Source organism: Pseudomonas sp. H3_D04, from assembly GCF_054669175.1.
On sequence record NZ_CP162801.1, the window covers coordinates 3,514,983 to 3,533,156 of the forward strand.

Annotated in this window: 20 protein-coding genes; 12 read left to right on the forward strand and 8 right to left on the reverse strand. The window is 59.8% G+C overall.

Annotated features, from left to right (window positions below):
* Positions 1–56 precede the first annotated feature (56 nt).
* On the forward strand, positions 57–956 hold the full coding sequence (gene nhaR / locus AB4N91_RS16335; RefSeq protein ID WP_010458685.1) for a transcriptional activator NhaR: 900 nt from the start codon (positions 57–59) through the stop codon (positions 954–956).
* A 3-nt stretch (positions 957–959) separates the two neighbouring features.
* Here the strand turns inward: nhaR and AB4N91_RS16340 are convergent, their stop codons facing one another.
* Positions 960–2,114: an MFS transporter gene (locus tag AB4N91_RS16340; RefSeq protein ID WP_010458683.1), complete on the reverse strand. Its 1,155-nt coding sequence runs from the start codon at positions 2,112–2,114 to the stop codon at positions 960–962.
* A gap of 279 nt (positions 2,115–2,393) precedes the next feature.
* Between AB4N91_RS16340 and sstT the strand changes: the two genes are divergently transcribed.
* Complete coding sequence (gene sstT / locus AB4N91_RS16345) at positions 2,394–3,626, forward strand: serine/threonine transporter SstT (protein WP_010458680.1); 1,233 nt, start codon at positions 2,394–2,396, stop codon at positions 3,624–3,626.
* Between the two features lie 186 nt (positions 3,627–3,812).
* Here sstT and AB4N91_RS16350 read toward each other — a convergent pair whose 3' ends face one another.
* Positions 3,813–4,322, reverse strand: coding sequence for a DUF1993 domain-containing protein (locus tag AB4N91_RS16350; RefSeq protein WP_010458678.1), 510 nt, complete (start codon positions 4,320–4,322; stop codon positions 3,813–3,815).
* A 139-nt stretch (positions 4,323–4,461) separates the two neighbouring features.
* On the opposite strand from AB4N91_RS16350, the gene AB4N91_RS16355 reads away from it, so the two are divergent.
* Positions 4,462–5,109 carry a YceH family protein gene (locus AB4N91_RS16355; RefSeq protein ID WP_460111108.1) on the forward strand — a complete coding sequence of 216 codons (648 nt, stop codon included), beginning with the start codon at positions 4,462–4,464 and terminating at the stop codon, positions 5,107–5,109.
* Positions 5,110–5,214: 105 nt separating this feature from the next.
* Here the strand turns inward: AB4N91_RS16355 and AB4N91_RS16360 are convergent, their stop codons facing one another.
* On the reverse strand, positions 5,215–5,733 hold the full coding sequence (locus AB4N91_RS16360) for a cupin domain-containing protein (RefSeq protein WP_010458675.1): 519 nt from the start codon (positions 5,731–5,733) through the stop codon (positions 5,215–5,217).
* Positions 5,734–5,952: 219 nt separating this feature from the next.
* Positions 5,953–6,771, reverse strand: a complete 819-nt coding sequence (locus AB4N91_RS16365; RefSeq protein ID WP_010458672.1) for a shikimate 5-dehydrogenase — start codon at positions 6,769–6,771, stop codon at positions 5,953–5,955.
* 245 nt (positions 6,772–7,016) lie between these two features.
* Between AB4N91_RS16365 and AB4N91_RS16370 the strand changes: the two genes are divergently transcribed.
* From AB4N91_RS16370 to AB4N91_RS16380, 3 genes are all read left to right on the forward strand, one after another.
* Entirely contained in the window at positions 7,017–7,382 is a 366-nt protein-coding gene (locus tag AB4N91_RS16370) for a hypothetical protein (RefSeq protein WP_010458670.1), read from the forward strand.
* Between the two features lie 235 nt (positions 7,383–7,617).
* Positions 7,618–7,812 carry a hypothetical protein gene (locus AB4N91_RS16375; protein ID WP_003179723.1) on the forward strand — a complete coding sequence of 65 codons (195 nt, stop codon included), beginning with the start codon at positions 7,618–7,620 and terminating at the stop codon, positions 7,810–7,812.
* Positions 7,813–7,912: 100 nt separating this feature from the next.
* Positions 7,913–8,095, forward strand: a complete 183-nt coding sequence (locus AB4N91_RS16380) for a hypothetical protein (RefSeq protein WP_010458664.1) — start codon at positions 7,913–7,915, stop codon at positions 8,093–8,095.
* Here the strand turns inward: AB4N91_RS16380 and AB4N91_RS16385 are convergent.
* Positions 8,092–9,153 (reverse strand): AI-2E family transporter, encoded by a 1,062-nt coding sequence (locus AB4N91_RS16385; RefSeq protein WP_077749986.1) that lies wholly within the window; start codon positions 9,151–9,153, stop codon positions 8,092–8,094. The two genes, AB4N91_RS16380 and AB4N91_RS16385, sit on opposite strands and share 4 nt — an antisense overlap.
* A 164-nt stretch (positions 9,154–9,317) precedes the next feature.
* Between AB4N91_RS16385 and trhP the strand changes: the two genes are divergently transcribed.
* Positions 9,318–10,640, forward strand: a complete 1,323-nt coding sequence (trhP, locus tag AB4N91_RS16390; RefSeq protein WP_460111116.1) for a prephenate-dependent tRNA uridine(34) hydroxylase TrhP — start codon at positions 9,318–9,320, stop codon at positions 10,638–10,640.
* 33 nt (positions 10,641–10,673) lie between these two features.
* On the opposite strand, the gene AB4N91_RS16395 is transcribed toward trhP, so the two are convergent.
* Positions 10,674–11,537: a LysR substrate-binding domain-containing protein gene (locus AB4N91_RS16395; protein ID WP_010458658.1), complete on the reverse strand. Its 864-nt coding sequence runs from the start codon at positions 11,535–11,537 to the stop codon at positions 10,674–10,676.
* Positions 11,538–11,633: 96 nt separating this feature from the next.
* Between AB4N91_RS16395 and AB4N91_RS16400 the strand changes: the two genes are divergently transcribed.
* The 3 genes from AB4N91_RS16400 (at position 11,634) to AB4N91_RS16410 (ending at position 14,060) form a co-directional block, all read left to right on the forward strand.
* Entirely contained in the window at positions 11,634–12,539 is a 906-nt protein-coding gene (locus AB4N91_RS16400) for a DMT family transporter (protein ID WP_221108941.1), read from the forward strand.
* Positions 12,540–12,625: 86 nt separating this feature from the next.
* Entirely contained in the window at positions 12,626–13,519 is an 894-nt protein-coding gene (locus tag AB4N91_RS16405; RefSeq protein WP_460111120.1) for a hypothetical protein, read from the forward strand.
* Positions 13,446–14,060 carry a hypothetical protein gene (locus tag AB4N91_RS16410; RefSeq protein WP_460111123.1) on the forward strand — a complete coding sequence of 205 codons (615 nt, stop codon included), beginning with the start codon at positions 13,446–13,448 and terminating at the stop codon, positions 14,058–14,060. The genes AB4N91_RS16405 and AB4N91_RS16410 overlap by 74 nt, the downstream gene beginning before the upstream one ends.
* A 31-nt stretch (positions 14,061–14,091) precedes the next feature.
* On the opposite strand, the gene AB4N91_RS16415 is transcribed toward AB4N91_RS16410, so the two are convergent.
* Positions 14,092–14,322, reverse strand: a complete 231-nt coding sequence (locus tag AB4N91_RS16415) for a hypothetical protein (RefSeq protein ID WP_010458652.1) — start codon at positions 14,320–14,322, stop codon at positions 14,092–14,094.
* 92 nt (positions 14,323–14,414) lie between these two features.
* Positions 14,415–15,128 carry a FadR/GntR family transcriptional regulator gene (locus AB4N91_RS16420; RefSeq protein WP_010458651.1) on the reverse strand — a complete coding sequence of 238 codons (714 nt, stop codon included), beginning with the start codon at positions 15,126–15,128 and terminating at the stop codon, positions 14,415–14,417.
* 281 nt (positions 15,129–15,409) lie between these two features.
* Between AB4N91_RS16420 and AB4N91_RS16425 the strand changes: the two genes are divergently transcribed.
* Both AB4N91_RS16425 and gudD read left to right on the forward strand, forming a co-directional pair.
* A complete protein-coding gene (locus tag AB4N91_RS16425) occupies positions 15,410–16,756 on the forward strand; it encodes an MFS transporter (protein WP_145309011.1) in 1,347 nt (448 codons plus the stop codon).
* A 24-nt stretch (positions 16,757–16,780) separates the two neighbouring features.
* Positions 16,781–18,124 carry a glucarate dehydratase gene (gene gudD / locus AB4N91_RS16430; protein WP_010458646.1) on the forward strand — a complete coding sequence of 448 codons (1,344 nt, stop codon included), beginning with the start codon at positions 16,781–16,783 and terminating at the stop codon, positions 18,122–18,124.
* The last annotated feature ends 50 nt before the right edge of the window (positions 18,125–18,174 follow it).

The following is an 18,174-nucleotide window of genomic DNA, read 5'->3' on the forward strand; positions in this document are numbered from 1 at the left end:
AGGAAAATTCGTATTTTTAGCGGTTATACTTCGGTTTTTACGAACTGTAGGCCGTCATGCTCAACTATCGCCAATTGCATTACTTCTGGGTGGTGGCCAAGACCGGCAGCATCGTGCGCGCCTGCGAGCAGCTGAACCTGACGCCCCAGACCATCAGCGGGCAGATTTCCCTGCTCGAACAAACCTATGGCATCGAGCTGTTCCGGCGGGTCGGTCGCCAGCTTGAGCTGACGGAGGCCGGGCGTCAGACCCTGCCCTACGCCGAGCAAATGTTTCAGCTGGGCGGCGAACTGGAGTTGATGCTGCGGGCACAACCCAATGAACAGCAGATCCTGTTTCGGGTGGGCGTCGCCGATGTGGTGCCCAAATCCATCGTCTATCGCCTGATCGCACCGACCATGGAGTTGAGTGAACCGCTGCGCATCACCTGCCGCGAAGACAAACTGGAACGGCTGCTCGCCGACCTGGCGATCCAGCGCCTGGACCTGGTGATTTCCGACAGCCCGATGCCCTCGCACCTGGACATCAAGGGTTACAGCCAGAAACTCGGTGAATGCGGGATCAGCTTCTTCGCCACCGCCGAGTTGGCAGCACAGTACGGTCAGGATTTCCCACGCAGCCTGCACGGCGCACCACTGCTGATTCCCGGGCCGGAAACCGTGGTGCGCAGTCGCTTGCAGCGCTGGTTTGCCGAGCAGCAAATCCAGCCGCGCATTGTCGGCGAGTTCGACGACAGCGCGCTGATGCAGGCTTTCGGTCAATCGGGCAGCGGGATTTTCATCGGCCCGAGCGTGATTGCCGACGAAGTGAAACGCCAATACGGCGTGGAGTTGATTGGCCAGACCGACGCCGTGACGGAGTCGTTCTACGCCATTTCCGTGGAACGCAAGGTCAAGCACCCCGGCATCGTGGCGATTACCGAAGGTGCCCGACGCGAGCTGTTTACCGAGCTGTGAAGGTCAGGCGCAGATCTCGCGAGGTTTCATGGTCATCAGCGCCATGGCCAGGAGAATCGAAACCAGGATAAACGCGGCAGCCGCAAAACCCAGCCCGCCCAGGCCAACGCTGTCGATCACCCGTCCGCCGACCATCGCACCCAGGCCGATCCCGAGGTTGGCCCCGGCGATGTTCAGCGACGCGGCAAAGGCCGGTGCCTCGGGCGCGGCCTTCATCAATCGCACATGACTGACCAGGAACAACGCCGCCTGAGTCACGCCCCAGATGCCCATCGCCGCCGCCAGACCGAGCGGGGAATGAATGTTCGGTACCAACGCCACCATGCCGGCGATCATGAACGTGCAGAACATCATCGAAGCCATCAACGGATGACGATCCACCGCGCGACCACCCAACGAGTTGCCGATCAGACCGACCGCGCCGAAGCCCATCAGGCACCAGCCGACCACCGTACCGTTGAAACCTGCGAGGCGCTCAAGGATGTCCGCCAGGTAGGTGTAAGCGGTAAACATGCCGCTGAACACCAGGATCGACAGAAGCACATGGCCCAGCATCAACGGGCTGCGCAAGATCTTGAACTGCGAACGGAAGCTCACCTGATGCTGATGCAGGTTGGTTTTCGGCAGGTAGATAAACAGCAGCAACGCCTTGGCAAACGCGATCACCGCCAGAATGCCGAAGGCACTGCGCCAGCCGAACGCATCGGAAATCAACGTGCCCACCGGAATGCCGAACACCGTGGCACAGACAATGCCGAAACCGATTTTGGCAATTGCCCGCCCGGCGTAATCCGGCCCGACGATGTCCACGGCGGTTTCACTGGCCAGCGCCCAGAACACCGGCAACCCCAACGCGGGGATCAAGCGGGCGATGGCCATCACCCAGATGTTCGGCGCAAACGCCGCGAGGGTGTTGGCCAGGCCGAACATGATCAGCACCGAGATGAACAGCTTGCGCCGCTCGAACCTGGCGAAGTACGCGGTCAGGAACGGCCCGAACGCGGCGACGGTAAAGGCGAACAGGGTCACCAGCAAACCTGCTTGGGGGATGCTGACTTCAAGGTCTCGGGCAATCGCCGGCAACAGGCCGACGATGACGAATTCCGTGGTCAGCACGGTAAAACCGGCGGCCGACAACAGAAGGATGGGCAACAGCATGCAGAACTCCAGAAAACGACAACACCAGCGATAGCCCGAAGGCCCACTGGCATGACTTGAAAATGAGGATGCGCAATCTTAACAGAGTGTTTCCGATCAGGGTTGCACGAACCTGCCGATCTCGTTGATCACGCGGGCGGCAGATCGTCACAGGTCTGAAGGATCAAGACCACGCTGTGATAAAGTCCGCGCCCTGCGATACGTACACCTTGTTCATCGGCCATTCACTGGCATTGATGTCGCGACACCCCCGCACCTAATAATCAGAGATGCCGTTTTATGACTGCTTCATCCCCTTCGCTATTGCAACGCTTGAAACGCTTGAGCCTGGTCTCGCAAATCGTCATCGGCCTGATCGCCGGGATTGCCCTGGCGCTGATCGCGCCTGAGGTGGCGAAATCCACGGCATTCATCGGCAAGGTCTTCGTTTCGGCACTCAAAGCCGTCGCGCCGATTCTGGTGTTCGTGCTGGTGATGGCGTCGATCGCCAACCATAAGCACGGCCAGGAAACCCACATCCGGCCGATTCTGTTTTTGTACTTGCTGGGGACGTTTGCCGCCGCGGTGGTCGCGGTGGTTGCCAGCATGATGTTCCCGTCCAGCCTGGTGCTGTCCACTCATGACGTCGCCGTGACTGCGCCGGGCGGCATCAGCGAAGTGCTGCAAAGTCTGCTGCTCAGCGTGGTCGACAACCCGGTCAGTGCGCTGATGAACGCCAACTTCATCGGCATTCTGGCCTGGGCGATCGGCATGGGCGTTGCGATTCGCCATGCCGGTGACACCACTCGCGAGGTGCTCGGCGACCTGTCCAATGGCGTGACCCTGATCGTGCGCCTGGTGATTCGTTTCGCACCGCTGGGGATCTTCGGCCTGGTCGCGTCGACCTTGGCCACGTCTGGCTTCGGGGCGTTGATCGGCTACGTGCATCTGCTGGCCGTGCTGCTGGGCTGCATGTTGTTTGTCGCGCTGGTGATGAACCCGCTGATCGTGTTCTGGAAACTGCGCCGCAACCCGTATCCGCTGGTGCTGATGTGCTTGCGAGAAAGCGGCATCACCGCGTTCTTTACCCGCAGCTCGGCGGCGAACATTCCGGTCAACCTGGAATTGAGCAAGCGCCTGGGCCTGCATGAAGACACTTACTCGGTATCGATTCCGCTGGGTGCGACCATCAACATGGCCGGCGCGGCGATTACCATCACCGTGCTGACCCTGGCGGCCGTGCATACCCTGGGCATCGCCGTGGATATCCCGACAGCCATTCTGCTCAGTGTGGTGGCGGCGATCTGTGCGTGTGGTGCTTCGGGCGTGGCCGGTGGTTCGTTATTGCTGATCCCGCTGGCGTGCAGCCTGTTTGGCATTCCGAGTGAAATCGCCATGCAGGTGGTAGCGGTGGGTTTCATTATTGGTGTGTTGCAGGATTCCGCGGAGACGGCGCTGAACTCGTCCACGGATGTGCTGTTCACCGCCGCGGCTTGCCTGGGTGAAGAAGCAAAAGCCGAACGCCTGGCCTGACCCACATCTCTGTGGGAGCGAGCCTGCTCGCGAATGCCGACCAACACTTAACGATGATGTTGGCTGATGTACCGCCTTCGCGAGCAGGCTCGCTCCCACAGGATCTGCGGCATCGTTGAATAATACTTACCCATGAAAAAGCCCCCGCAACGTCAGGCTGCGGGGGCTTTTTTGTGCGCGGGCGGTTTAGAACGCGCCCATGTAATCGCGCTTGCCCACTTCCACACCGTTGTGACGCAGCAGTGCGTAAGCGGTGGTGACGTGGAAGAAGAACTGCGGCAGGCCGTAGGTCAGCAGGTAAGCCTGGCCACTGAAGCGCTTCTCTTTCGGCGTGCCTGGACGCGTCACGATCTCGATGCCTTCCTTGCCGTCGATCTGCTCTGGCTTGATCTCGCCGATGTAGGCCAGAACCTTGGTGATCAGGGCTTGCAGTTCAGCGAAGGTGGTTTCGGTGTCGTCGTACTTCGGCACTTCGATCTCGGCCAGGCGCGAGGACACGCCTTTGGCGAAATCAACGGCGATCTGCACCTGACGCACCAGCGGGAACATGTCCGGGTACAGGCGGGCTTGCAGGAATGCGTTCGGGTCGATGTTCTTGGCGGTGGCGTGGGCTTCGGCCTTGTTCAGAACGTCGCTCAGGGCGTTGAGCATTTGTTTGAAAACAGGAACGGAAGCGGCATACAGGGAAATAGTCATGACAGTCTCGTGTGGTGACAGGAGGAAAACGTGGGCCGATTATAGCCATGCCCGCCCCTCCTGCGGCTTGTCTTTTATCCAGCAAGGATTAGGCTAGGCGGCTTCGACTGCATGCTTCGATTGCATAGGGAAAAGCGCGATGAGCACTGAGCAAGAAACGACCTTCGACGAGCCGCGCCTCAACAGCACGGAAATCCGCATTCTGGGCTCGTTGATCGAGAAGCAGGCCACCAGCCCGGAAACCTATCCGCTGACCCTCAATGCGCTGGTGATTGCCTGCAACCAGAAAACCAGTCGCGAACCGGTGATGAACCTCACTCAGGGCCAGGTCGGCCAGAGCCTGCGCGCCCTTGAAGGCCGCGGGTTTACCAAACTGGTGATGGGCAGCCGTGCCGATCGCTGGGAACATAAGGTCGACAAGGCACTGGAACTGGTGCCGTCCCAGGTGATTCTGACGGGGCTGTTGTTTTTGCGCGGTCCGCAGACGGTCAATGAACTGCTGACCCGCAGCGCACGCATGCATGAGTTTGAAGATGCCGAGCAGGTTGTGCATCAACTGGAACGTCTGATTGCTCGCGGATTGGCACTGCTGATTCCGCGTCAGGCCGGCCAGCGGGAAGACCGCTATATGCATGCGCTGGGGGATCCGGCGGATATCGAAGTCATCCTCGCCGCCCGGCAAAACCCGGCCGAACGCAGTGCCGGTAGCGGTGTGTCGGTTGAACGAATCGAAGAGCTCGAAGCGAGGATTGCCGCACTCGAAGAGCGCCTGGCGCGCCTCGAATAACCAACGTTGTGATTTGTAAGGAGCTTGCCCGCGAAAGCGATTCAACATTATCGTCGAACTGAAAATCGCCTTCGCGGGCAAGCCTCGCGCCTACTAAAGGGAGTGCTACTCGCCGTCCCAGTAATCCACGCCATCGCCCGGCCGGGCGATGGCGACGAAGCCTGAGGGATTACCTTCGGCGTCGACCTTGAAGTGGTCCATCACCACGTATTTGCCGGAATCCGGGTACTCGCAAATCTCCGGCGATTGCTGAGTGCTGACCGCCAGGTAGCGCAGTTCGCCCTTGCTGGTGTTGATGATCTGGTGCGCCGCTTCAGGACCGCCCGGCGGGCAGGCGATCACGTCGCCGGCGCGGATCGGAAACCGTTCGGCACCGAGGCGCACCTCCCCTTCCCCGGCCACGACGTAAAACATCTCCTCGTTGACCCGATGACTGTGAAACGGGCTGCCACGCATGCCCGGTTCCAGCACGTATAACCGATAACCGAGCTTTTGCGACCCCAACTGCTGGCCGACACGGGCCATTCTTTGCTGGTAGCGGCCAGCGGTATCACCGGTGGGCGCCAGGGCTTCGGGCAACGGTTCGAGTTCGACCTGATTCAGGTTGAGAATGGGGGGATGCATGGGAACCTCGGGCACGGTTTGTTGGTTGGGGCGGCAAGTCTTTGCTGGCGGGGAGTATAGGCGGCAGATGCACTTGAGAGACCGAGTTGCGCCCATCGCGAGCAGGCTCGCTCCCACAGGGTTTTCTGTCGGACACAAAAAATGTGTACGACGCCAATCCATTGTGGGAGCGAGCCTGCTCGCGATGAGGCCGGTACAGCCAACCAATAATCTGAAGGATCAACCGCGAGCAAACTCCACCGCTTTCTTGAACTGCTCATCCGTCGGCCGCACGCCGGTGTACAGGACAAACTGCTCCAGCGCCTGGATCGCGATCACTTCCAACCCGGTAATGACGCGTTTGCCCTCGGCGCGACCGCGCACGATCAGCGGTGTTTCCGAGGGAATCGCCACCACATCGAAGACAGTTTCGGCAGCCGCGATGGTTTCAGCGTCGAACGCCAGTTGATCGGCCTCGGGACCGCCGCTCATGCCGATCGGCGTGACGTTGATCAACATCTGCGGACGCTGAGAGCCCAGTTCCGCCTGCCACTGATAGCCCAGTGATTCAGCCAACGCCCGCCCGGCCTGTTCGTTACGGGCCACGATCACGCCGTTTTGATAGCCGCCATCACGCAAGGCACTGGCCACGGCTTTGGCCATGCCGCCGCTGCCGCGCAGGGCAAAGGTCGATTCCTTCGGCACCTGATGGGTTTCAAGCAGCTGGGCGATGGCGATGTAATCGGTGTTGTAGGCTTTGAGATGGCCATGGGTGTTGACGATGGTATTGATCGATTGAATGGCCGCTGCGGACGCGTCCAGCTCATCGACCAGCGCAATGCAGGCCTCCTTGAACGGCATCGACACGCCGCAGCCACGAATACCCAGCGCACGAATGCCGCCAACAGCACCCGGCAGATCCTGACTGCTGAACGCCTTGTAGTAGAAATTCAGGCCCAACTGTTCATACAGATGATTGTGAAACCGCAGGCCGAAATTGCCGGGACGCCCGGAAAGCGACATGCACAGCTGGGTGTCTCGGTTGGGGTTCATCTGCATGAAATATCTCCTTCATAAGCACTTTCAGATGGACGGGATGAGCCATTCCATCGAATTCTGATCGATCATAACGGCGTGCCCGCGCAGGGTGGCAGCGGCCGTAAAGAAGCCGGTACAGACCTTACACAAAATTTACCCAACGGCTGTGCTGATTTTCAAAAAAACGCTGTCTTAGAGGTATCCCCGCGACGATCCTTGGGTCTATTGCAGACGCAAGCGCCGGGTCGAAGAACCGAGGAATTATCATGATCCGTAAAATCCCCACAGTTGCCTTGCTGCTCGGTGCTCTTGCTATTACAGGGCAGGCAGAGGCTGGCGGCGGTCACGGTTGGCAGGGTCCAGCGGTATTTGGCGCGATCGTTGGTTCGGCAATCGTCGGCTCGGCCATCATCAACAGCAACCGACCGGTGTATGTACAGCAACCGGTCTACGCCCAGCCTCAGCCGGTTTACATACAACAGCCACCACCGGTTTATTACCAGCCTGCGCCGGTCTACGTGCAGCAACCGGTCTACTACGCACCACCGCCGGTTTACTACGGCCCGCCCCGTGGTTATTACGGTCCACCGCGCGGTTACTACGGCCATCCCCACGGTTATGGCCGCTGGTAACAGACTCATCAGGCCCCGCCTAATCAGCGGGGCTTTTTTGTGACCGTTCGTCGGCGAAGGTCTGGAAAAATCGCGCCAATGTCGCTGTGGAGACAGTGTGGACGGTTCAAGTTGGCAAGATTGACTCGACCGCCCTTCCCCCGACTTGGGAAAAACGGTCATATTTATGTCATGTCAGCTCCGCAAGCTTGGATCTGTACGTAAACAACAGGTTGATAAAAACAAGGACGACCTCATGCCCACGCAAAACCCGCACCGCATTGTCGGCTTGTGCACTTCCAGCAAGGTGTACAACGCTTTGACCGAACTCAAGCACCTGGAAGGCCATCGCAGCGCCAAGTTTCTTTCGCTGCTGGCCGAAAACCTGGTGCGCAAAGGCCTGCTCAACGAGCAGGAAGTGGTCCATATGCTTGACCTGGTGGTCGACTGAGCTGAAAACTCATTGGCGTCAATGACGACTATCGAAAGTGTTGATTGTCCGTTAACGAGGCAGGTCCGTAAGGTAGCTCCATCGATTGATGGAGGTATTTATGTCCCAGGTTCAGATCATGTCCGTAATTGGCAGCGCCGTTCCCGCACCGCTCAGAGAGCTAGGATTGCTCGCCTGTTGGTATCTGGTGCAGGACGGCGAACCGATCAGCGGACCGCTCACTTCGCTGCCGGCCGCCAAGGCACTGTCGCAACAAATCGGCCAGGGGCAGCTCAGCGCTTAAGGCAGCTGCACCCTTGGTTTGGTTTCGATGAAGATCGCCCAGCTCGACATGAACAACGCCGCGATCAGCGGCCCAATGACAAAGCCGTTCAGGCCGAAAATGGCCAGACCGCCAAGGGTCGAGATGAGGATCAGATAGTCCGGCATCTTCGTGTCCTTGCCCACCAGGATCGGGCGCAGCACGTTATCCACCAGGCCGATCACAAAAACCCCGAACAACCCCAGCACCACCCCTTGCCAGATCGCCCCTGTGAACAGGAAGAACGCCGCCACCGGTGCCCAGACAATCCCGGCCCCCACGGCTGGCAACAGCGATAGAAACGCCATCAATACCGCCCAGAGCAACGCGCTCGGGATGTCCAGAAACCAGAAAATCAAACCGCCCAATGCGCCCTGCGTAATCGCCACCAGCAGGTTGCCCTTTACGGTCGCCCGCACCACACGGTTGAACTTCAGCTGCAAACGGCGTTTCTGGTGCTCCTGCAACGGGACGGCGGAGCGAACTTTACGCGCCAGTTCCGCACCGTCTCGCAGGAAGAAGAACAGCAGGTAGAGCATGATGAAAAAACCCACCACAAAATCGAACGTGCCTTGACCGAAACTGAAGACTTGCGTGGCGACAAACTCATTGCCCGTCACCGCACTCTTGATGATTTTCTCCCGCAGCCCGTCCAGCTCGCCGAGCCCGGCCCGATCCAGCAAATGCTGGAAGTACGGCGGCAGGCTGTGTTTGAAATGCGTCACATACCCCGCGATGTCCAGCTCGCCGCTTTCGATGCTCTTGTACAGCGCAGCCCCTTCCTGAACCAGCAAGATGCTGAGGATAATCACCGGCAGGATCGCGATCACCAGGCAGATGCTCAGGGTGAGCAACGACGTCAGGTTGCGCGGCCAGCTGAACTTCAGTTGTATCCGGCGTTGCAGCGGCGCGAACAGAATCCCGAGGATCACCGCCCAGAACACCGCGCCGTAGAACGGCAGCAAAATCCAGATAAAGGCGGCGGTGACCACCCCGAGCAAGATCACCAGCGATTTGTTGTGTACCGTCTGTTCGTTCATGTCCGATCCATGTCAGTGCGCTCTCGTATTGAAGAGCCGTGCTGATGCTTAGTCCGCCACGGTTCGCGCGAGTGCCATCCGTTTGTTCATCAAGCATAGATCCAGATCAATGAACCTCGCGGGCAAGGCGATTACCCTCCCGGACTTTTGCGATCGACACTGCCATGACGCTCCTTGCCCCAGAACTGCTCGCTCCCGCCGGCACCTTGAAAAACATGCGATACGCCTTCGCCTACGGTGCCGATGCGGTCTACGCCGGCCAGCCACGTTACAGCCTGCGGGTGCGCAACAACGAATTTGACCACGCCAATCTCGCGCTCGGCATCAAAGAGGCACAGGCCCAAGGCAAGCGCTTCTATGTGGTGGTGAACATTGCGCCGCACAACGCCAAGCTCAAGACCTTCCTCAACGACCTGGCCCCCGTGATTGCCATGGCCCCGGATGCGCTGATCATGTCCGACCCGGGCCTGATCATGCTGGTACGCCGACACTTCCCGCAGATGCCGATTCACCTGTCGGTACAAGCCAACACGGTGAACTGGGCCAGTGTCGAGTTCTGGCAGCAACAGGGCTTGAGCCGGATCATCCTGTCCCGGGAACTGTCGCTGGAAGAAATCGCCGAGATCCGCCAGCACGTCCCGGCGATGGAGCTGGAGGTCTTTGTCCATGGCGCGTTGTGCATGGCCTATTCCGGCCGCTGCCTGTTATCGGGCTACATGAACAAGCGCGATGCCAATCAGGGCAGCTGCACTAACGCCTGTCGCTGGAAGTATTCGGCGACGCAAGCCACGGAAAGTCAGCTCGGTGAAATCGTTCAGCAATTCCAGCCCGAGCCGACCCTGGGCATCGGCGCACCGACCGACCAGGTGTTCCTGTTGCAGGAAGCCAATCGCCCGGACGAATTGATGCCGGCCTTCGAGGACGAGCACGGCACCTACATCATGAACGCCAAGGACCTGCGCGCCGTTCAGCATGTCGGGCGGCTGACGCAGATGGGCGTGCACTCGCTGAAGATCGAAGGCCGGACCAAATCGCACTTCTATTGCGCACGCACCACGCAGGTCTATCGCCGGGCGATTGATGATGCCGTGGCCGGCCGCGAATTTGATCGCAGCCTGATGACGGATCTGGAGTCCCTGGCCCAGCGCGGCTACACCGAAGGCTTCCTGCGCCGGCATGTGCATGACGAATACCAGAACTATCAGCACGGCAGCTCGGTTTCAGAGCGCCAGCAGTTTGTCGGCGAGTTGACCGGCGAGCGCCGTGATCGCCTGGCGCAAGTGAAGGTCAAGAACCGGTTCAGCCTGGGCGATCACATGGAACTGATGACGCCCCAGGGTAATTTCCACTTCGATCTGCATCAGTTGCAGAACATCAAAGGTGAAGCGATCGAAGTGGCGCCGGGGGATGGGCACACGGTGTATGTGCCGATTCCGGATGCGGTGGATTTGAAGTTCGGGTTGTTGATGCGGGATGTGGGCGTGTAGATCCGTACCAAAGATCGCCGTCTGCGCCCGCGCCTACGCAAATTCCTCACGCAACATCGCCACAAACGCTTCCCGCGCCGGGTGAACCCCGGCGTTTTCATGCCAGTAAAACAGGTTGTCGATCGCCGTCAGCTCAGGGAACTCAAACCCCGCGCACCCCGCCCCTTTGGCGTACTGTTCAAATACCCCTTTGGGCACCAGCGCGACGCCGGCCCCGGCGCTGACACACCCGACTATCGCGCCATAACTGGCCAGACTGACAATCGGCAGCGCCTGCCCCTGCCGCAACAACCAGTGCTCCAGCGCCGCCCGGTAAGGACAGCCTTGCGGCCACATGAACACGGTCTTGTCCTGCAAGTCGGCGATATCGCGCACCGGCCCCAGGGATGTCGAGGCTATAAGCAGCAGCTCTTCGCGGTACATCGGCGTGCGCTTGAGCAGCGAGCGCTCGACATCCACCGCGACGATCGCGCCGTCGAGCCGATGATTGAGGGTGTCATCGAGCAGTTGGCTCCAGGTTCCGGTGGTCAGTTCCAACGCGACGCCAGGATATCGCTTGTGAAACTTGGCCAGCAGACGCGGCAGGCGACCGGTGGCCGAGGATTCGATGGCGCCGATGCGTAGCGGGCCGGACGGTTCGGCCGAAGGGTCCACCGCCCGTTTGGCTTCAACAGTCAGCGCCAGAATTTTCGAGGCGTATGACAGAAACGTCTGGCCCGCCGGGCTGATACGCAAGCCTCGGCCCTCGCGTAGAAACAGCGCCACCCCCAACTCGGCTTCCAGCGACTTGATGCGTGCCGTGATGTTCGACGGCACGCAATGCAACAGCTCCGCCGCCCGGGCGATGCTGCCGACCTCGGCAACGGTCTTGAACATGCGAATCTGCGCCAACTCCATACATCACCCAAAGTGAACAGTTGCCGCAGTATAAGTCAGTTGTTGCGAATGGTCAGACTTCTGATACTCGGTGCATCAACCCACCGGTAATCGACCATGAAGCCCTCCACGCACACCCTGAAAATTCTCTTGGCCATGGCGTTTGTCGTCGCCTGCTGGGGCTTCTCACCGACCGGCATCCACATCGGCTTGCAGGCCTACGACCCCGGCCACTTGGCGCTGCTGCGCTTTCTGATCGCTTCGGTGTTCATGGCGGTCGTCGCCGCCTTCAAAGGCATCAGTCTGCCGAAGCTTGGCGATCTGCCGTTACTGTTCGTCCTTGGTTTTTTTGCCGTGAGCCTTCACCACGTCGCCTTGAATATCGGCCAGCAAAATGTCAGCGCCGGCGCCTCCAGTGTGCTGGCGCAATCGACCCCGTTGTTCAGTACCTTGCTGGCGCGTTTCGTGTTCAAGGACCGGGTCAGCGCCTGGCGCTGGGGGTGTGTCTTGTTGGGATTGATCGGCGTGGTGATTGTGGTGGCCGGTGATCGAGGGCTGGGCAGCATGGATGCGCACGGGTTGCTGATCTTGCTGGCGGCGGTGTCGTGGAGTTTCTACTTCGCCTTGCAAAAGCATCATTGCGCTCGCTACGACGGGTTGACGCTGGTCTGCTACACGGTCTGGTCGGGCACGGCGCTGTTGCTGATTTACCTGCCGGGGCTGGCCGGCAAAGTCGCCAGCGCGCCGATGCAGGTGCAAATGACCGTGGTTGCCTTGGGCGTGTTTCCCAGCGCCCTCGCCTACCTGGCCTGGGCATTTGTACTGGCCCACATCGATTTGAGTCGCGCGACCATGACGCTGTATCTGATTCCGCCCACCGCCATGGCGATTGCAGCGTTTGCCTTGGGCGAGCAGCCAACGTTGATGGTCGGGATAGGTGCGATGGTGGTGCTGATCAGCGTGCTGGCGTTGAATCTGGAGCGGCGTTCCGCCGTCATCGCGGCGCCGCCCGCCCGGCCATGACTGCACGCCATGCGAATTAAAGAATCGCCTGGCGATGCCGACGTCCTCTGTTCACATGAACGTGACGCCATCGCCTGGAAATGCTTATGACCCGTTTCGCTGCTGCCTGTGTGCTAGGGATATTGTCCGGTTGCGCCAGCCCGCCACCCGCGACTCCCGCCACACCTCCCTACCGGCAGCCGGTACTGACGGTGCAAGAAGTGTTCAAGAAAACGCCACTGGAAAACTCGGTGATGCGTAACGGCGATACCCTCAGCTTTCAAGTCCACACACCGGCTTACACTCGCGATGGTTTACCGAGCGTTGTACAGCTGCAAGCGGACTGCAAGGTGCCCGATGTCAAACTACTGTTCCTCGACAACTTCCCCATCGCGACGACGGATGGCAGCCACCAACACACACCGCTGACCGTACTGATTCCCAAGGAACTGGCAACCGAACTGGCCAGCAAGCCGCACTTCAGCGAAGCCTGTGCGCGCACCGCAGCGTCGGACTGGCGCATTGTCCATCGCACTGAAGCCGCTCGCTGGGTGATGATCGACGTCAACAGCCTGAAAATCGAGGGCAACGTCAGGCGGTTCTGGGGCGGATTCGACGAACCCGTGCTGCTCACCGACAAGCCCAACCTGCAACTGTTCGGACAGACTCGCGAGCGCTACGAAGTCGATTGCGCACGCAAGACCTATCGAGTGTTGAGCTCATTCCAGCTTGGCCCGAATGATCGGGTGTCCATGGGCGGGGTACTGAACAACCCGTCGCAGGCCTTCGCCCAAGGCAGCGCGGACACCCAGACCTTGCTGAGCGCTGCGTGCACCGCACCCTCGCCGCGCTCGACACTGCCTGCGTATGTCGCCCGCGCCAAACTTCCCGCTGAGCTACCAGATAGAACCTGTGTCCGCTTCGGTATTGAAAGCCATCACCGATTTAAAGCTTGCGCCGCCCACCCGGACACTCAAGCGCACGGTGTCGAAGATCAATAACACGCACTTTTATTTTTCAAACTCAAGCACGGAAAATGCGCTGGTGTTCGACACCGACGCTCAGAGCGGACAATTGCGCGAGCGCCGGGAACAGGCTCCCGTCGGCCGGTACATCGTCAGTTTCAGGGGCTTGTTGCCACTGGCAGAACAATACTCGCTGACAGAGAGCAAGCGAAACAGACCACCGTTATCCACCGTCACCGACACTCAGCAACTGAGTTTCACCGGCGATTGGCAACGCATGCCGGTGGGTGCGTCACTGGAAATGCGTGCCAGCAAACGGGAACGAAGCACCCTCGACGGCGAAACAATGAAACGGGAAAGTGTGCAATGCACCGTGCAGCGTGTGCTCGACGCAGCCCAGGTCAACAGCGAACTGAAAGGCCCCGCCAAAGAACTGCGCTGTCAGTTTGACCTTGGCCAGAAGATCAAACGTGACAGCAAGATTTTCTACCTTGAAGACTACGCTTACTTCTTTGTGTCCTCGTCCAAGTTAGGGGGCACCGAGAGTCGAGTCAGGCTGGTCAAGGTCGAACAGTAAAGAAAAACCCGGCACAGTGGCCGGGTTCTTTTTATCGCCTGTCATCGGATAAAGGGGTTGGCTCATCCGCCGGCGGTACGTCCTCGTCAGCAGCCGGATCCTTCCAGTCTTCAGGTCGATCGGCGTCTGCGGCCGCCGGGTCCAGTGAAGGGTCCCTACCAGGCGGAGCATCGTCATCCAGCGTCGGCTCGTCAGTGCCGGGCATGGGTCTGGTGGGGTCGGTATTGGGTGTTCCACCCTGGAGCATTGAGTCGTTTGCCATGACGCACCTCACTGATGAGGTCCAGAAAATCCGGGCCGTACTGGTTGGAAGCGGGTGCGGGAATAGCGTGCTATCAACTGGACAAACGGTTGTCAGGCACCGGCCGAAAACCGGTCGCGGCTGTTGGTCAGGTGCAGCCACATGGCGGCCCGCGCAGCGTCCGGGTCCTGGCGTTTGATCGCGTTGAGAATTGCCTCGTGCTCGAGGTTGGCCAGTTGCCCGAGTTTGCTCAAATCCGCCGCGCCGCGTTCGGCGGCATTGACCCGGGTCCGGGGAATCATGGCGCTGCCCAGGTGCTGCATGATTTCGGTGAAGCACACATTGCCGGTGGCTTCGGCGATCAGCAGGTGGAAGCGCTTGTCGGCCTCGACGCAGCTGTCGTTGTTGGCGAGCAGGCTCTGATAGTCGTCGAGCGCTTCGCGCATCTGCATCAACTGCTGATCGGTACGACGGCTCGCCGCCAACGCGGCAGCCTGGGTTTCCAGGCCCATGCGCAACTCCAGAATGCTGCGCACTCCCAGCGCGGTATCGACATTCAATCGCAGCCCCTGCTCCGGTGCGCGCTCCAGCACGAAGGTGCCGATGCCGTGACGGGTTTCCACCAGGCCTGAGGCCTGCAACTTCGAGATCGCCTCACGCACCACGGTGCGGCTGACCCCGTGCTCCTGAACAATCGTGTTCTCCGACGGCAGCTTGTCTCCCGGCAACATCTGCCCGAGCAAGATGCTCTGGCTCAGTTTGGCCACCAGGTCATGGGCCAGGTTGTGGGTGCGCTTGCGGGCAGGCGCGTCGAGGTCTTCTTGCATGGCGATCATCCGGAAGCAGGGCTAACGGAATCGTAGCACTGCGCTCAGCTGGAATCCCAAGAAAACCACGACCAACTTGTATGACAACACTCAACAATCGGCTAAAAAAGACCGTTATTTAAGGCGCCACCCATCAGCAAAAAAGTGAGCACAGCGAAAATAAACGCCATTTTATTAGGTCAGACTGCTTGCAGGAAAAAAAAATGTAGTTGTATGATGTCTATCAACACAGCAACATCCAGCCACACCCCGCATAAAAATAATCAGTGGGAGAAAACCAAGTGAATACCTCCATATCCGGGATGCACGAGGGCGCCGATTCGGTCCTGAAGTCCGCCATCTCGAAAGTGAAACGCCATGTCCTGCCGCTCTTCGTCATCATGTTCATCGTCAATTACATAGACCGCGTGAACATCGGCTTCGTCCGCGCCCACATGGAGCAGGACCTGGGCATCGGAGCTGCCGCCTACGGCCTCGGCGCCGGCCTGTTCTTCATCGGCTATGCGCTGTTCGAAGTCCCTTCCAACATGCTTCTGCAAAAAGTCGGCGCCCGCATCTGGCTGACCCGCATCATGCTGACCTGGGGCCTGGTCGCCGCCGGCATGGCCTTCATCCAGAACGAAACCCACTTCTACATCCTGCGGTTCCTGCTGGGCGTGGCTGAAGCCGGGTTCTTTCCCGGGGTGATCTATTACTTCACGCGCTGGTTGCCTGGCGTCGAGCGTGGCAAAGCGATTGCCATTTTCCTCAGCGGCTCGGCCATTGCCTCGCTGATCTCCGGCCCGCTGTCCGGTTTGCTGTTGCAGATCAGCGGATTCGGGATGCATGGCTGGCAGTGGATGTATTTCATCGAGGGGATGTTTTCAGTCGGGCTGTGCGTATTTGTGTGGTTCTGGCTGGACTCCAAACCCCACGACGCCAAATGGCTGACCCGCACCGAGCAAGATGCGCTGGTCAAAGCCATCGATGACGAACAACTGGCCCGGGAAGCAGCGACACCGATCAAGCCGTCGTTGGGCACGTTGCTCAAAGATCGCCAGATCATCCTGTTCTGCCTGATCTACTTCTTCATCCAATTGACCATTTATGCCGCGACCTTCTGGCTGCCGAGCATCATCAAAAAGATGGGCGACCTCAGCGACATTCAGGTCGGGCTCTTCAACTCGATCCCGTGGTTGCTGTCGATCGTCGGCATGTACGCCTTCGCTTCGCTGTCGGCGAAATGGAAACACCAGCAGGCCTGGGTCGCCGCTGCCCTGCTGATCGCGGCTGCCGGAATGTTCATGTCCACCACGGGCGGGCCGATCTTTGCCTTCGTGGCGATCTGCTTCGCGGCGCTGGGCTTCAAGTCGGCCTCGTCGCTGTTCTGGCCGATTCCTCAGGCTTATCTGGATGCGCGAATCGCGGCGGGCGTCATCGCGCTGATCAACTCGGTGGGCAACCTTGGCGGCTTCGTGGCACCGACCACGTTCGGTCTGCTGGAAGAACATACCGGGTCGATTCAGGGCGGGCTGTATGGCCTGGCCGCGACATCGATCATCGCCGCGATCATCGTCTTCGCCGCGCGCAACACACCGAAAACCGCACCCGCCGTTGCCTTGGGCAAACCAGCGCCCAATCACGCCTGAATCTCTGTGTTGAAGGACAAGACAATGAACCCACAAGACACCGCCAAAGCCCCGATCATCACCAGCATGCAAGTGGTGCCGGTGGCCGGTCATGACGGCATGTTACTCAATCTGAGCGGCGCCCACGGCCCGTTTTTCACCCGCAATATCGTGATTCTCAAGGACAACGCCGGGCACACCGGGGTCGGCGAAGTGCCGGGGGGCGAGCGCATTCGCCAGACGCTGGAAGATGCACGTTCGCTGGTGGTCGGCAGTCCGATCGGCACGTATCAGAAGATCCTCAATCAGGTGCGCCAGACCTTTGCTGATCGTGATGCTGGCGGTCGCGGATTGCAGACGTTTGACCTGCGCATCACCATCCACGCGGTCACGGGCCTGGAAGCCGCCCTCCTCGACTTGCTCGGCCAGCATCTGGACGTGCCGGTTGCGGCCCTGCTCGGTGAAGGCCAGCAACGTGACGAAGTGAAGATGCTCGGTTATCTGTTTTATGTCGGTGACCGCAATGAAACCGACCTGCCCTATCGCAGCGAACCGGAGGCCGATAATGACTGGTTTCGCGTGCGCCACGACAAAGCCATGACCGCCGATGCCGTGGTGCGCCTGGCCGAGGCCGCGCACGCCCGTTACGGCTTCAAGGACTTCAAACTCAAGGGTGGCGTGCTCAGCGGCGACGCGGAAATCGAAGCCGTCACCGCGCTGGCCGAACGCTTTCCCGATGCGCGCATTACCCTCGACCCGAATGGTGCGTGGTCACTCAAGGAAGCCATTCGACTGTGCCGCGACCAGCATCACGTACTCGCTTATGCCGAAGACCCGTGCGGGGCGGAAAACGGGTATTCGGGGCGAGAAGTCATGGCTGAGTTCCGCCGTGCCACAGGCCTGAAAACCGCGACCAACATGATCGCCACCGACTGGCGGGAAATGGGCCACGCCATCCAGTTGCAATCGGTGGATATTCCGCTGGCCGACCCGCATTTCTGGACGATGCAGGGTTCGGTTCGCGTGGCGCAGATGTGCCACGAATGGGGCCTGACCTGGGGTTCGCACTCCAATAACCACTTCGACATTTCCCTGGCCATGTTCACCCATGTCGCCGCGGCTGCGCCGGGTGAAATCACGGCCATCGACACCCACTGGATCTGGCAGGACGGTCAGCGCCTGACCAAGGCTGCGCTGCAAATCGTCGGGGGGTGCGTGCAGGTGCCGAAGAAGCCCGGGTTAGGGGTTGAGCTGGATCTGGATCAACTGGCCAAGGCTCATGAGTTGTACAAAGGCATGGGACTGGGCGCCCGGGATGACAGCGTGGCGATGCAATTTCTGATTCCGGGGTGGAAGTTCGATAACAAGCGGCCGTGCCTGGTGCGCTAAACCCTCGCAGCACCAAAAATCCCCTGTAGGAGCGAGCCTGCTCGCGATGA